The following is a 16039-nucleotide window of genomic DNA, read 5'->3' on the forward strand; positions in this document are numbered from 1 at the left end:
GCAAGGTTGCTTTTGCACCGGCGGCCAAATAAAAGCCATGCTAATTAACTTACTAAACTATCCACTCCACCTCAAAATCAACTAGCTGAGCCTGAAGCCCTGCCTCATGCTCGAACCAGTAGTCACACCCTTCAACATCACTTTTCTTCAAGTAAAGATAATACCCGCCAGTGACGCCATCACGGTCGTCCGCAACAACAATTTCCCAGCCAGAATATTCGCCAGTGACAACAATACCCTTCCGAACGATAGACATATCCATATCCTAGTCCGCATAGGGAACATGATTGTTAGAAATATATTTCCAGTCACAGGGTCTTTAACTCCAAAATGTACATGCGGAACTCCCGGAGCGTGTGCTCCTGATATAGATCCTGAGTCGATACGGAACTCCTTAGTGCCATCAGCGCTGTGAAACACACCAGAGCCGGGCTTACCGATTTCCCTGTACTCGGGACCGAGATATTTTGCCCTGCCGATAGAGCCTCATCGGTTGTGAGCGTCATAGAGCTCGTGAAATTTTTCTTACCAGATAGAGTTTCATTGATCACTTGATCTACACACTGCCCAGCACCTGCTTCCAGTTGAATCTGTTTTTCAGCATTAACAAAGGTTTTCCAGTTTTCAGTAGGACCAGCTAGTGGAGTGCGTGGAGTAGCTGTTGCTTTTGCACCACCAAATTATGAAGCAAACAAACAGCCGTTTTCGTCTACCCAAATGATGCCTGGCACTTCATAAAAATACAGTGTGAGTGCTTCGTCACTTTCACTCACAACACCTTCCGGCCACTTATCTTTCAAGTAACACACGATCTGCTTCGCATCCAACCCCCAGTGAGACTCTTCATCATTAATCGAAAATCTGGGGTGCGTATTATCCGAAGAAATATAGCAATCCGCATTTGGCGCGATAAATTTTATTTTTCCTGTAACAAGCAGATATTCGATCACAGAAAAAAAAGCATCTTTTTGCTGAGAGAATGATAGCTCAGGATTCCATGTACCAATGGCACTGAAAAGAGCCGATATCCACAGACCAAATGAATCACGTACTATTTTTTCAACAAACTTAATATCCATTATGGATTTCCAATCAGGAATTTTATTTCTGGATTATACGTTGTGCCTGTGGCGGCTTTAGGCACATCAATAGTCCAGGCGGGACCAGTCTGACCAGATGAAGAGGAAAAATTCCGAAGCGTGAAATTTCCTTCAGGTGTATTAACAACATATATATCCCCTTTCCCAGGAATAGTACGAGGAGAAGGCAAGTTTGTCGAGCCTGTCAATTCCGAAAAATACTGCTTAACTTCCACATCTGTTGCACCAGAAAATATTTTTGCATTTCCTGTGTTTGGAACCTCAATGAGCGAGCGGTCTCCGATTTGAATACCGCTCCTAGTACTGGAAGAGCTAAACAGCTCCGTTATTTCGGTACTGCGGCTTATGCTTGGAATGCCTTTTGCACCCCCGCCAAGTTCCGTTTCCGCTGCAGCTGTTTTCCCTGCAGTGCTCTCTGCCTTTGTGACCGCACCTGCACCGCCACTGAGAATAATGGGTGTGACTTCTTTAAGAAATCCCGACAACCAAATGTTACGCGCAATCACATAATCATGGAAGTTACTTTCTTGAAAGTCTTGAATAATGCTTTTTTCTTCTGGTCCAAGGTCTTTGTCGGAGGCGTATTGGTCCAGCAGTTTTGTAGCACCATCGACTACTTCCATCTGTTCAAAACAGCCTGTCTCTCCGGCACATCCACCGAGTTTCGAGTTTGTCGTTTTGTCACTTATCGTCTTGTACTGCGCAGCAATATCGGTTCGGCACAATTTCGGATCTGCAGCGCTGCGACAGCCCTTCAAATCCTTGACCAAATCATCAACTTCATGGTGGTTTAGATAGTTGTATGCCGTCGCGCTTTTTGCGATATCCGCGCCCTTTTGTACATCCCCCCCGGTAGCGCTTGCCGCAGCGATCCCTACCAATTGCGATGCCACAAGCAACAAACCGGGGTTGTTGTTCACTGCTTTCGACAGTGTGGTGACTAGCGCTTCGTTGGCGCCCGCAGCAAGTGCCCCGGTTGCAAAGCTGCCGCCACCTGCCTGGCTCAACAACCCACCGACCAACGCATGCATCGCAATTTTTTCTCCTCCGGAATCTACCCACTCCTTGTCTTTGGCGTAATCACCCACCGCGTTGAAAACAACCGCCTGCAATGTGCTTTGCAGTTGGGAGCCAAGGGCATTTTTCAGGTTATCCCCCAGACTCCCCCCTTTTATAGCGGTGCCAATCGCAGCCTGCGCGCCCCCTTGAGCGCCGGAATAGGCAGCAAATTTTCCAATATCAGCTAAAGAGCCGAGGTCAAATCCCTTCGTAACTTTATTGAGGTTATCGCCCGTGACCCCAAACGCCGGATCCAGGACCCCTGCCGTAAACCCTGCCGCAAGAGCACCAGTGAAATAACTTTTCAGTGCACTGCTGGACGTGATGTCCCCAAGCACCGCACCTAAATTGCCTCCGTTATTGATAAAGCTAATGGTAGCGTTGCTCGCAACGCTGGTTGCTACCGCAGTAAGCGCCACGTTGGCCCAGCCCGCAGCTACCGTTGAACCGGCTGCCGCGCCACCTGCAACAGCTGACGCGGATGCCGTGCCCGCTGCCGCCATGGCGGTGCCTGAACCAATTTCAGCTCCCGCCCCAATCAACCCACTCGCAAGTCCCGCCGTGAAATAAGCCACCACAATTGCAATGACTAACTGCGCCCCGCCTCCTAACCCTGAATGGCTGTATTTGTAGGACTCGTGTATCTCTTTCACCAAACGCCAGTCCACATCCCCACGTTGTTCGGCTTCCTTGAGCCATGCCAGTTGGGGGTCAGCCTTCACCATCGCATCAATGGATTGGCTTACGGTCTGTTGGCTAACCTGCTTTACATCGATATGCAGACCTTCTACTGCCTGGATGACGATATCTCCCTTGGCAACCATCTGAGTCTGCCTGAAGGTTTCATCAGTGTTGCCCTTACCGCTCATGCTATTCCAGGCAAAGCTGTTTTTACTCTTGTCATGACTTTCCTGGTGAAGGTCCTTCATCCCTTCAAAGCTCACTGCACCTCCACTGACGATCGTCAAATCTTCGCCACTGTCTAACCTGGCAACTTGAAACTTCTGACCGCTCACGCTTTTGATTGTGAGGTCACCACCGGACTTGATTTCACTGCCGACGTTGCTGACTTTGGTGAGTTCGTCACGTTGTGACTTCCCTGAGCCGAAGCCTCCTCCTCGCTTCATGTCGTACAGCGAGTAGTCGCGGTCTTCAGCGGAGAGCAGCCCTATGTTGTTACCTGCGACCAGATAAGCCTCATCCCCCGCGCTGATACGACTGGCAATTAGCGCCAAGTCCTTACCCGCACTTAAAGTTACGTCACGACCGGCGCTTACCGTTGTAGCGACTTGACTGACGTGATCTTCCTGACGTTTGGTGCTCGACGTCTTGCTGTAAGAGTGCTGTTCATCCGCACCTGCCGCCAGATACAGGTCGCCGCCTGCGCTCATCGAAATATCACGCTTGGCCTCGATGTCGCTGGCGATCGCCGTGAAGTCACGCCCCGCGCTGACTTTCAGGTCACGCCCTACTTCTACGTCAGAACCGCTCTGAGTGATTTCCTCGGCACGATTACGCTTCCCGCCATGCATGGTGTCGTGCTGCTGCGCAGATATCAGATTGACGTCACGCCCTGCAACGATCGTGGTGTCATTACCACTTTCCAGCACGCCGCCTTTGCTGGTGACATCGCGACCCGCGCCGAGGCTGAGGTCGTTCGCAGCCTCAATGCGCGCCGCACTGTCGATGTAATCGGTCTGTTTTGAAAAACCGACGTCATAACCCGCTCGGGTCACGCTGCGTTCGTTGATCACGTCGCCGTTGACTGCCGTCAACGACACATCGCGCCCGGCGATAATGCCGCCGGATTTGTTGACGATATTGTTGCCCGCCAACAGGTCCAGGCGGTTGCCTGCTTCAATCAGGCCGCTGTTGATCAGGTCGTTGCCCGCGACGGCCGACAGGTTGTTACTCGCCCGTAAAGTACCTGCATTCTCGAGGTTTTTACCGGCGATAAGGCTGACGTCCTGGCCAACAATCAATGCACCGTTAGGCGCCAATCGGTTATCGGCCTGCGCCAGGTAGACCACCGGCACCAGGACTTTTTCACCGTTGACCACCTGCTCTTCCAGCCACACGATGTCGTGGGTTAACGCGGCCACTTGCTGGCCCGTCAACGACACGCCTACCGTCAGGTCCAACGACTGTTTGCTGCGGATGGCGTTGTCCATCAGGTAACGGAATACCACTTCGTCCGAGGTCTTACCGTCGATGAAGCGTTGGCCGGTGCGGTCGACAATGGCTTGCTGGATCAGTCGTTGTTCGTAGAGGCCATCGCCCAGGCGCTTGGCACTGTCGTCGGGGTTGTAGCCCAGCCCTGCGAGCAGGTAATCCGAGCTCATGAACTGTTTGAGGTCGGTCAGTACCGGGTTTGTTTCGATCAGGTATTTATGCGGCTGCGAGACCGCCTTGCTGCCCGGCAAGCCTTGCACGCGGTTGAGGGTTTGCCCGCTGACGGTCTCGGAGGCACCCGCCGTTGTGGCCGCCAGAGGGGTGATGCCGGGCAGGTTGAAATCACCGGCCTGATTGGCGCTGACGCGGGTGTTTCGGTCCGCGGTGGACACGCCCGGTATAACCAGGGTCGGCGTGCCTGCTGGCGTGGTCACGGCGCTGCTCGGATCGCGGTCGGAAGGGTTTAGACCCGCAAGATCAATACCGCTGACGGCGGGCGTACCCGCTGGATTAGCGGCAGTGATGCCGTCCAGCCGCGTGATATCGGCGCCGGAAGTGCGGCCCGCAAGACCGGTAACGGTGTCGGCGCTGCCGGTGCCTGAGGCATTGATTGCACGGGCCTCGGCGGTGATGCCGCCAGCTTCACGCGACGCGACCGAGACTTTGCGGGTGCTGGTCGTGACCTGAGTCGCACCATCCAGCTGGAGCGTACGTCCTTGGCTTTCAGCAAGCGCCTGCTGACGCTGGGCCAGGCTTACATCGGCGCCGCCCATGGTCCAGCTTTGCGAGCCAGCGCCCGACTGAGCGGTTTGCTGGGTGGCGGTGCCTTGCCCGCTCACGCGGAAGAGGCCGTTTTGGCCGCTGGGAAGGCTGAAGCCGGGCAGCGTCAGTGGGTCGACTTTGCGTTGGGCGAGGTCTGGCGGCAATTGGCGGTTGAGGTTGATGACCGTGGTATTGCCCGTGCCTGCCGCTTGGGTGTTGGTGCTGCGTGGTGCGCCGGTGGCCGTGGTAACGAAAGAGCGTTCGACGCCGTTAGTGATTTTGTTGGTCGCGTTGATGGAAACGTTACCGCCAGCTTGAATGGTCGCGGGTAAAAAAGTCGCCCCTGCGGCGGCAATTATCTTTTCAGCGAATGGGGTGGCACCGAGGATTTCTGCCGGTGCCTGGACGGTGACACCCGGTATGAAGTTGGCTTTAGGAACAGAAGCGCCGACGCCCCCTTTCGGTCCGAAATTCAACTTGTATGTCGCGATAGTCTGGTTACGATCGGTGGGTTGTTTAAGCCCGACGATGGTTTCTTGCTCGGCCGCATTCCAGAAGTGAATAGTGCGGTTATACGTCGGATCATTGGCCGCGTTATAAGCGAATATTCTCGACCACAGCCCCACGCCGGGCTGCATATTTATATATTTGAGGCTTTGATAGCTCCCCAGCGAACTGGCGGTGTTATTAAAGTCAGCGACTGCAATATTGATGTCACCTACGGCAGAAACCGCCGAGTTAAAGTTCTCGAACTTATCGCCCAGCACGCTCAGCTTTTTGCCGGCTACGATATTGGCGACCACCTGCTCCCCGGTGCTCTCGACATTAAAATTTTGCTGCCAGACAAGATGGGAGCTGAGCACACCACTCTGCCCGGCAGAGTCACAGTTAAAACACCGAACACCGATATTGGCAGAGACGGCGTTAGTGGTTTTAACACTAAAACTCTCCATCTTATTCGTCACAACCGCCGACTTCAGCGACATATCCCCCGTCGACTCAATCCGCCCCGACAGGTTATCCACCCGCGCCGCGCGCTCTGCGCCGTTATACCCGCCCACCTCTACCCCACCGAGGCTGTAGATATCGCTGTAGCGGTTGGTCAGTGTGCCCACTTGCAACTTCATGTCGCCGCCACTGAGCAGCAACGACCCTTGATTCTGCCGAATGCGGTCATTGGTCAGGGTTTGTGCGTTGATCAGCAGGTTTTGCCCACTGGCCAGGGTGCCGAAGTTACTGATATCACCTGCGGTGACGGTCAAGGCACTGTTGGAGGTCAACCGTCCGCGGTTGGTCAACTGGCTGCCTGCGTTGATCGTAGTGGCGCCGCCTGCGGCAATGCTCGCCAGTTCGGTGAGGGTCAATTGCGCGGCCGACATATCCAGCGCTCCCACGCTGCTGACTTTGCCGTTGCCCTGATACGTGCAGGTCAACAGCAGCGCCATGCTGCCGTCACTGGCAATCAGCCCGTTGTTGGTCCAGTTGCCGCCCTTGCCTTCCAGGCGCGTGGACGCCAACAGTTGCCCGGTGTCGGTCTGGGTAAAGTTATTGACGTTGACGTTCAATCGCCCCGCCTGGATAACACTGCTGTTGCTCCAGGTGTCAGCGTTGAGCGTAAGGCCGCCCCGCGTGACGATGCTGCCACCGGCCCCGGTTACGTTTGGCAGGGAAATGTCGAAGTTGCCGTCGCCCACGTGCAGCAATCGACCCTCGCTGTTCAGGAAGCTGTTGGCCGCCAGGGTCAGGTCGGTGTTGGCGGTTTCCACCACACCGCTGCGGTTGTCGAACAGGTTGCCGATCTGGAACAGCGTCTTGCCCGTGCCGCCCAGAGCACGCAGTTTGCCAGCGCCGTTATCGACGCTGTCAGCCACCACACTCAAGGTGCTGTCGCTTTCAACCACGCCAGCGCGGTTGGTAAGCGCGCCCGTCGCGCTCAGGTCAATCACGCCACCGGCGATTTGCCCTGCGCTATTGTCCAGCGATTGCCCGGCCACCCGCACCAGAGCTTTGGCATACACGCCGCCATTGGCATTGGCGAAAGCGCTGGCGTTGATCACGGCATCGCCTGTCTGCGCGGCGATGCGCCCGGTCTGGTTGTCGACGCGGTTGGCAATCAGGTTCAAACCTTGAGCCTGGATGATGCCGCCGCCGTTATTTAAACCGCCGGTCAGGCGCGCATCCAGCAGGCCTTTGAGGCTGGCCAGGGTGCCGCCGCGGTTATCGACATCCCCATTGATCCCCAGACCAAGCCCGGTCTGACCCTGCACATTGCCCTTGGCATTGTTCAAGCCTGCCGCGTTCAGTTGCACGTCGGCGTCCTGGCTGTAGATCAGGCCGTCCGTGTGGTTTTGCACAATGCCGGCGGTGGTGATCACCACGCGTTCCTTGCCAGCGATGGTGCCGCGCTCGCTGTTGTCCAGGCCGCCAGCGAGCAGCGTCAGCAGGCTCTGACTGATGATTTTGCCATCGGCATCGTTATAGACCTGGTTGGCACGCTGCAGCAGCAGCGGCCCGACGCTGGCGATTTTGCCGCCGCTGTTGTTGAGGTTGCCGAGCAAGTCGAGGGTCACCTGCCCGTTGCTGAGCAGGCTGCCGCCGTTGTTGGTCAGGTCGGTACCGGTGAAGGTGAAGGCCCGCTGGGCGTTGATCGTGCCCTGGTTGGCCAGCGTGGCGGCTTGCACACCCAGCGTGTCGCCGCTTTCAATCAACCCGCCATCGCCGTTCACCAGCGCGCCGGTCACTGCCAATGTCTGCCCGGCGCCGCTGGAGAGCACGCCACTGCCGCGGTTATCCACGCTGGCAGCGCTGACATCCAGTCGACCGTGGCTGACCAACGCACCTTCGGTGTTGTTTTGCAGGGTGCCGCTCAAGCGCACATCAATCGAGCCGTTGCGGCTTACGAGCGTACCGTGGTCACGGTTGTCGAGGTTGCCGCCGCTGACGCTCAGGCCTTGCGCGCCAGACAGCAAACCCTTGGCGCTGTTGTTCAGGCTGGCGGCATTGACGCCCAGCGTCTGGCTGCTGATCAGCTTGCCGCCGTTGTTGTCCAGGCTGCGCGCGGCCAGGGAAAACCCCTGCTGACTGGAGATTTCACCGTTGCTGTTATTAAGATCACGCAGGTTGTTAAGGGTCAGCGGGCCGTTGGCAAGGATCAAGCCATTACGGTTATCCAAATCACTGCCGTTGAGATCAAGGCTCACACCCTGCTCACCGATAATCCGCCCCCCGGCCACGGCCAAGGCAGTCAGGCCCATGGTCATCGCGCCTTTGGCCGAGACTTCGCCGCCGGTGCCGGTGTTGAGGCTGGCGGCCGTCAGGTTCAAGGTGCTCTGGCTATTGATCAGGCCACTGGCCGTGTTATCCAGGGCCATGGCGTTGAGGGTGACGGCGCCGCCCAGCAAGCTGCCATTTTGGTTGTTCAGGTCGACGCTGCGCACCTCCAGCGCTTGCGCCGCGTTGATCAAGCCTCGATCGCCGGTGCTCAGCAGGCCGTCACTGGTCAGTCGCAGGTCGCCACGGCTGGTCAGGGTGCCGCCACGGTTGTCGACAGCCGCCGCGTGGGCATCGAGGCTGGCACTGCCGATCAAACCTTTGACGTTGCTCAGAGCCTGATCGACGCGCACGATCAGGGCCTGATTGCTCAGCAGTTTGCCGTTGCTGTTGTCGAGGCTTTGCGCGGCCAAAGTGAAAGCCTGGCCGCTGGAGATTTCGCCGTTGTTGTTGGCAACGGTGGTGAGCCTATTGAGCAGCAACGGGCCAGCCGCATTGATCAAGCCGTCCTGGTTATCCAATTGACCCTTGTTCAGGTCAAGGCTCAGGCCTGCGTTGCTGAACAGCTTGCCGCCCTGCTGAGCCAAACCGCTGACGCTGGCGGTCAGGGCCTTGGCGCTGCCGATGCTGCCGCCATTGTTCAACTGCGCGGTGGTCAACGTCAGGGTATCGCCGCTGTTGAGGCGACCGGCCTGGTTATTCAATTCGCCCGTGGTCAGCACAACCGGGCCTTTGCCGCTGATCACGCCTTGCTGGTTGCCCAGACTGGCGCTGCCCAGTGTCAGGCCGCCATCCGTCACCAACTTGCCCTCCTGGTTACTCAGCGTACCGCTGACGACCACGCTCAAACCCCTGGCGCTGGACAGGCTACCCTGGCTGTTGTTCAGTCTGCGCGCCTTTACATCCAATGCGTCTTCGCTGCTCAGCACGCCCTGGCTGTTGTCCAGATCGCCTGCCAGCGCCAGCACCAGCGGTTGCTGGCTCAGCAGCTTGCCGCCGGTGTTGTCCAGCGAAGTGCCGGTGAGGTTCAGCCGTTGGCCATTCAATTCGCCGAGGGTGCGGTTGATCACTTGATCAACCGCAAGGCTCAAGGCTGCGCCTGCGAACACCACGCCTTTGTCACTGTTATTCAACAACTGGCCGGTGAAGGTCACATCAGCGTTACCCGTCAACTCGCCCGCGCGGTTGTCGACGCTGCCCACCTCGATGTTCAGCGCTTTTGTAGCGCCTGCCAGACCGTTGCGGTTATCCAGAGTGGCGCCACGCAGTTGCAGCGCGTCAGTGCTGATCAGCTTGCCGTTGCGGTTGTCGAGGCGGTCAACGTTGACGGTGACCTGGGCCTTGCCGGCGATCTCGCCCGTGCGGTTATCCAGGGCTGCGCCGGTCAGCAACAAGCTGCCGTCGGCAATCACACTGCCGCGCGTATTGTCGATCAGCTCGGAGGCGCTGAGCGTGACATCGCCACGGCCGCTGAGCAGGCCATCGGTGTTGTCCAGGCGGGTGCTGCGGGCGTCGAGGCTGGCCGCGTTAATATGGCCTTTGACGTTGGCCAACAGCTGTTCCACCCGCAGGGTCAGCGCCTGGTTGCTGATCAGTTTGCCGTTACTGTTCGTGAGGTTTTTGGCGGCCAGGGCAAATGCGTTCTGGCTGGAGATTTCGCCGTGGCTGTTATCGATACTGGCGACGTTGTTGAGCATCAGCAGCGGCGCGTTGATCAAACCGACGTTGATCAGTTCGCCGTTGTGCAGGTCAAGGTTCAGTTGCGTGCTACTTATCAGCTCCGCGCCGCCCAGTTGCGTGAGGCCGGTGAGGTTGGCATTCAGGACGCCGACGCTGGCGAGATGCCCACTGTTGTTGAATTGGGTGGCCGTGAGGTCAAGCGTGCCGGCACTGATTACGCGACCACCGACGCCGTTATTGAACAGCGCGGTATTGAGCGTCGTGGCGCCCTGGCTTTTGAGCAGACCCTTGCTGTTGTCGAGGCTGGCGCCTGTCAATGCGAGCGCTTGGGCACTCTCGACAGTGCCGCTGTTATTCAGCAGGTCGGTGGCGCTGGTGAGGGTCAGCGGCCCGGCGCTGGAAATGCCGCCGCCGGTATTGTCGATGCGCTGAGCTGCCAGCGTCAGGGCACCTTCGCTGCTGAGTTTGCCGCGCATGTTGTCCAGGCCCGCCGACAGCTGCACCGCCAGGGCGTGCTGCGCGCCGAAGGTGCCATCGGTGTTGTCCAGACGCGTGCCGGTAAAGCGTGCATCCTGGGCAAAGACCAGACCTTTGGCCTGGTTGATCACCTCAGCCGTCGCCAGTTCCAGCGCTGTGCCGGCAAGCAGTTTGCCGCCACTGTTGTCGAGGTGTTGACCGCTGAGCGTGGTGGCTTGCTGGCTGGAGATTTCACCGGCGCGGTTGTCGACGGTGTCGATCGTGAGTTTCAGCGCTTTTGTCGCCGCGAGCAGACCGCCGTTGCGGTTATCCACGCTCTCGGCTTTAAGGGTGAGATCACCCTGGGCAACCAGTTGACCGCCCTGCTGGTTCAACGCGCCAAGCGTGGCGTTCAGGTCATCCTGGCTGGCAATGCGGCCTTTGGCATTGTCGACGGTATCCACGGTCAGGTGCACCGGGCCGATAGCGCTGGCCAAGCCGTTCCCGTTGTTCAGGGATTGGCCGGTGATGGTCAGCGCCTGCTTGCTGTTGAGCACGCCTGCGCGGTTGTCGAGTTGGCCGACTTGCAGGTTCACGTCCCGATTGGCACGCACCGCGCCGCCACGGTTATCCAGGCTGGCACTGCGCAAGGTCAGCAAGTTTTGACCGGACAAGCGGCCCGCGCGGTTGTCCACGCTACCCGCTTCAATCGCCATCACGCCCTTGGCGAGTACGGCGCCCTGGGACTGGTTGTCGAGCACACCGTCGACCTTCACAGTCAGGTCGCCGTCAGTCACCAGGCTGCCGGACTGGCTGTTGTCCAGGCTGGCCGAAGTAATATTCAACCGCTGGCCGGCACCCACGGTACCGCCCTGATTGAACAGCGCGCCCGTCGTCGTCAGGTCCAGGCTGACATCGCCCATCACCTGGCCGCCGTTGCGGTTATTCAAGGTCATCGCATTGACCACACTGGCGCCGCCGCTGGACACCTCGCCGTGGTCATTGAGCAGGTCGGTGCCGAGTGTCAGCGTCAGGTCCCTGGAGCTGCTGAACACGCCGCTGGTGTTGTCCAGACGCGCTGCCTGGGCACTGAGGCCGGCGGCGGAAATCCGGCCTTTGATATTGATCAGTGCCTGGTCGACCTTGAGGCTCAGCGCCTGATCGCTGAGCAATGCGCCGTTGCTGTTATCCAGGCTTTGCGCGGCGACCGAAAAAGCGCGTTCGCTGGAAATTTCGCCGTTCTGGTTGGCGACCGCGGAGAGGTTCTTGAGCAGCAACTGCCCCGGCGCATGAATCAGCCCACCCGCGTTATTGAGGGCGCCATGGTTCATGTCCAGGCTCAAATCACTGAGGCTATAGAGCTGACCACCACCGCGCTGATCCAGGTCTGTAACGCTGGCCGTCAGAGCCTGGTTACTGGCGATATGGCCGTCGAACCGGTTGTCCACCTGCCCTGCCGTCAGGTCCAGGCGATCGACGCCGGTCAGGCGCCCGCCGCTCCTATTATTCAGGGCGCCGGTGGTCACGCGCACGGCGCCGTCACCGGTCAGTTTGCCGCCACTGTTGTCGAGGCTGGCACTGCTAACCGTCAGCGCCATGGCGCTGAGCAGTTCACCGCTGCGGTTACTGAGGGCGCCGGAGGTGACCAGTTGCTGCGCCGCGGCACTGCTGATGCGGCCGCTGTCGTTGTTCAGTGTGGTGGCTTGCAGGGTCAGGGCGTTATCGCTACGCACTGTGCCCTGTCCGTTGTTGAGTTGCTCGAGGGTCAGATTCAGCGCGCCATTGGCCAGCAGGCGGCCGCCCGCGCTGTTGTTGAATTGTTTGCCAGTGAAGTTGAGGTCGGCAACGCTGGACACTGCGCCGCCACGGTTGTCCACGTTGTCGACAGTCACGACCAGTGACTGACGGGCGTTGAGCAGACCGTTTTCGCGGTTATCCAGCGTCGTGCCGCGCAGCTGCATCGGGCCCGCCGACACCACACTGCCGCCCCGGTTGTCCAACTGGCCGATCGAGAGGTCAAGGCGTTGACCACTGATCACGCGGCCGCCACGGTTGATGGCGATACCCGTATTGGAGACGGTCAGCAAGCTGTCGCCCTGAAGCAGCCCAGCACTGTTATCCAGTGTTTGGCTGTTGAGGGCGGTGGTAGCGCCGACGATTTTGCCGAGTCGATTGTCCAGCGCGGTCGCGACCAGCACCTTCACATCGTCACGCACCTTCAACTCGCCTTCGGCGTTTACCAGGCTGTCAGCCCGCAGGTCGAGCCTCGTCGAGGCGATCAAACCCTTGGTGTTGTCCAGGGCCCGGGCGATACGCACAATCAGGCCTTGCTCACTGAGCAGTTTGCCGCTGCGGTTGTCGAGGCTGTCGGCGGTGAAATCCAGCGCCTGGGCGCTGGAAATCTCGCCGCCCTGGTTGTCGACGCTGGCGAGGTTGCTCAGCAGCAGTGCCCCCGGCGCATGAATCAAACCGCCCTGGTTGTTCAGGTGTCCGTGGTTCAGGTCCAGACTGACGCCCGACTGGCTGTAGAGACCGCCACCGTTGTGTTGGTCCAGGCCGCTGACGCTCGCCGTGAATTGCAACTGGCTGCTGATACGCCCGCCATTGCTGTTAGCGACCTGGCCGGCCTTCAGGTTCAGGCTGGCGTCACTGCTGAGGGTGCCTGTGTCGTTGTTCAGCGCGCCGGACAGCGTGACAGCCAATTGGCCCTTGGCGTTAAGGTTACCCTTGGCGCTGTTATCAAGGCTGGCGGCGCTCACTTGCAAAAGGGTCCCGGCGCTTAACAAGCCGGCCTGGTTGAGCAGTTGTGAGGCAATGCGCGCCGTCAATTGCCCATCGCTGACCAGCTTGCCGCCGCCGTTGTCCAGGCTCGCGGCACTGATATCAAGACGCTGCCCTACGCTGAACGTGCCCTGGCGGTTATCAATCGCTCCCAAGCTGGTGAGGTTGAGCGCCGTATCGCTTTGCAGCAGCCCTTGGCGATTGTCCAGCGACGCGCTATTGAGCGTCGCGGTACGCGCCAACACCTTGCCGCTGCGGTTATCCAGGGCCCCGTCGATCTGTGCGATCAGGCCGTCACCGGCGCTCAGCGTACCGCCACTGTTATCCACGCTGCCCGCACGTAAATCCAAAGCGTTGGCCGATACCAGGCCCTGGTTGTTGTCGAGGGCACGGGCGATGCGCACGGTCAGCGCTTGCTCGCTGAGAAGCTTGGCACCGGCGTTGTTCAACGAATCAGCAGCCAGGCTGAACGCCTGGCTGCTGGAGATTTCGCCTGCCGTGTTATCGACGCTTGTGAGGTTGCTCAGCAGCAGACGCCCTGGTGCATTGATCACGCCACCGCTGTTGTTCAGATGGCCACCGTTGAGGTCAAGGCTGACATCGCCCTGACCAAAAAGCCGGCCGTCATTGTGTTGGTCAAGGCTTGCGACATTGGCCGTGAGCGTCTGGCCGCTGCTGATGCGCCCGCCTGCGCTGTTGTCCACCTCACCGGCCTTCAGGCCAAGGCGGGCCTCTGCGCGCAAGGTGCCGTGCTGATTATTCAGCGGGCCATCCAGCTGCAGGTCGAGGTTATTGGCGACAACATTACCCTGGCGATTGTCCAGGCTGCCCAGGTTAAGGCGTGCATCGCCCTTGGCCGCAAACAGGCCGGTCTGGTTCAGCAACCGGCCGGCAATCATCGCCGTCAATGCGCCGTCACTGGTGAGCTTGCCTTGTGTGTTGTCCAGGCTTGCAGCGGTGAGGGCCAGCGAGTTGCCTGCCGCCACCGTACCGAGTGTGTTGGTCAGCGCGTCGCTGGTGATCGCGAGTGAGCGGTCGCCCTGGATCCTGCCGCTGCTGTTGTCCAGTGCGCCCGTTACCGACACAAGGTCAGTCGCCACCAGCTCACCGTTGCGGTTATCCAGCCCAGCCGCCGTCAGTTGGGTCGATTGGCGCGCAGCCATGCGACCGCCCTGGTTATTGACCTGGCCTGTCACGTTCAGGCTCAACGACTGCCCCGCCGAAATCAGGCCCGCCACGTTATCCAGCGCATTCAACTGCAACGTGACCTGCGCAAGGCTCGACAGCTCTCCCTGGCGGTTGATCAGTTGGCCGATGCCGGCCGTCAGGTTGGCGGTGCTGGTGATCAGGCCGCCCTGACTATTAAGCAGTTGAGTGGCGTTGATCCCGAGGTTGCCCGCGCTGAGGATGCGGCCCTGGTTCTGGTTATCCAGCCGCGTGGTATTCAGTTGCGCATCACGCTGAGCACTCAAGGTGCCGCCCTGATTGGTCAACTCGCCGGTATTGAGCGTGAGGTCACGGCTGGCAATCACGGTCTTGCCGGTGTTAGCGACGGCCTGCGCGGTCAGGCGCACGTCGCCCTGGGCGTTGCGGCTGTTATCGGCGTTGACGCCCGCTTCGATAATCCCGCTGTTGGTCAAGCGGCCACCGGCGTCCAGCGTGATGGTGTTTTTGGCTGCGAGGGTCTGGCTGTTGGTCAGGGCGCCCTGAGTGCTCACTGACAGATCGGAACCTGCGTAAACCGCGCCCTGCGTTTGCACACTGGCGGCCTTGACCGCAATCGCCGTGCCCGCCGAAGCCTGCCCCATCACCACATTGCCGGCGGTATCAATTTGAATGTCGCCGCCTGCAACCATGTCGCCCGACAGCCGCACTCCCACGCCGGCCTCCGTGCCGATCAGCTTGACCGCGCCGACGTACATCCCGCCCAGCGCCGATGAGTCAATCGCGAGGTCCGGCGCCTGGCTGCCATCCGCCGCGCGGGCCGTGGCGTTGAGGGTGCGTGCGTCCACATCGTTGCGGCCCGCCACGATGGTGAGCTTCTTCGCCTGGATCTGCGCGTTGATCGTGGTGGCGCGGGTGATGATTTCGAACTGGTCGATGTTGCTGGCGTTCAGGCCTGCGCCTTCGATAGCGACGGTGCCCTGGTCAACCTGATAGCGGTTGATCTGGCCGTTTTCGATCACGGCCTTGCCGGTGGTCAGCGTTGCTTGCGGCGTGTTGATAAAGCCGCAACCGTTGCAACTGATGCCGTACGGGTTGGCCACGATCACATGGGCCGACTGCCCCGCCACTTCGGTGTAGCCACGCAGTTGGCTGGGGCTGCCGCCGTTGACCTCATTGAGAATGATGTTGGCCGCGGTGCCGCGAAAATTCGGGTTGCCAACGATGATGCCGCCCAATTGGGTCGATTGGGTGCGATCCGTGGCGTTGTTGAGAATGACCCCGTTGGCGCCGACGTTGTAGTCATGAAACTGGTTGTGCGACAGCCCTTTGGCGTTCGGTGCAGCAATATTGACGATCGGCACGCCATTGCCCGTCTGCCCGAGCGTGGTGCCCGGCGCGTTCACCACAATACCGTCCGCCTGCGCCATCAACGGTTGCCAGAACATGGCGTTGGCCAAAATCAGCGCCACCCCGCGCTTGGGCAAGCCCAGGAAGGTAGAGCGGCTTTTCAGGGCCGCAGAAGGCTGGCGCACGAGGAAGGCAAACTGGCGAACATCCATGTCTTGTCTCTATGCCCGAAGGCGGTAATCAGG

At 59.3% G+C, this 16039-nt stretch carries 3 protein-coding genes; all 3 read right to left on the minus strand.

Annotated elements, in window-relative coordinates; genetic code table 11:
- Positions 1 to 52 precede the first annotated feature (52 nt).
- The gene (locus LVW35_RS15185) at positions 53 to 262 is read right to left on the minus strand and encodes a hypothetical protein (RefSeq protein ID WP_233890905.1); all 210 of its coding nucleotides are present in this window, start codon (positions 260 to 262) and stop codon (positions 53 to 55) included.
- Between the two features lie 418 nt (positions 263 to 680).
- On the minus strand, positions 681 to 1079 hold the full coding sequence (locus LVW35_RS15190) for a hypothetical protein (RefSeq protein WP_233890906.1): 399 nt from the start codon (positions 1077 to 1079) through the stop codon (positions 681 to 683).
- The gene (locus LVW35_RS15195; protein WP_233890907.1) at positions 1079 to 16006 is read right to left on the minus strand and encodes a two-partner secretion domain-containing protein; all 14928 of its coding nucleotides are present in this window, start codon (positions 16004 to 16006) and stop codon (positions 1079 to 1081) included. The genes LVW35_RS15190 and LVW35_RS15195 overlap by 1 nt, the downstream gene beginning before the upstream one ends.
- Positions 16007 to 16039: the final 33 nt, after the last annotated feature.

Source organism: Pseudomonas sp. HN11 (genome assembly GCF_021390155.1).
GTDB lineage: Bacteria > Pseudomonadota > Gammaproteobacteria > Pseudomonadales > Pseudomonadaceae > Aquipseudomonas.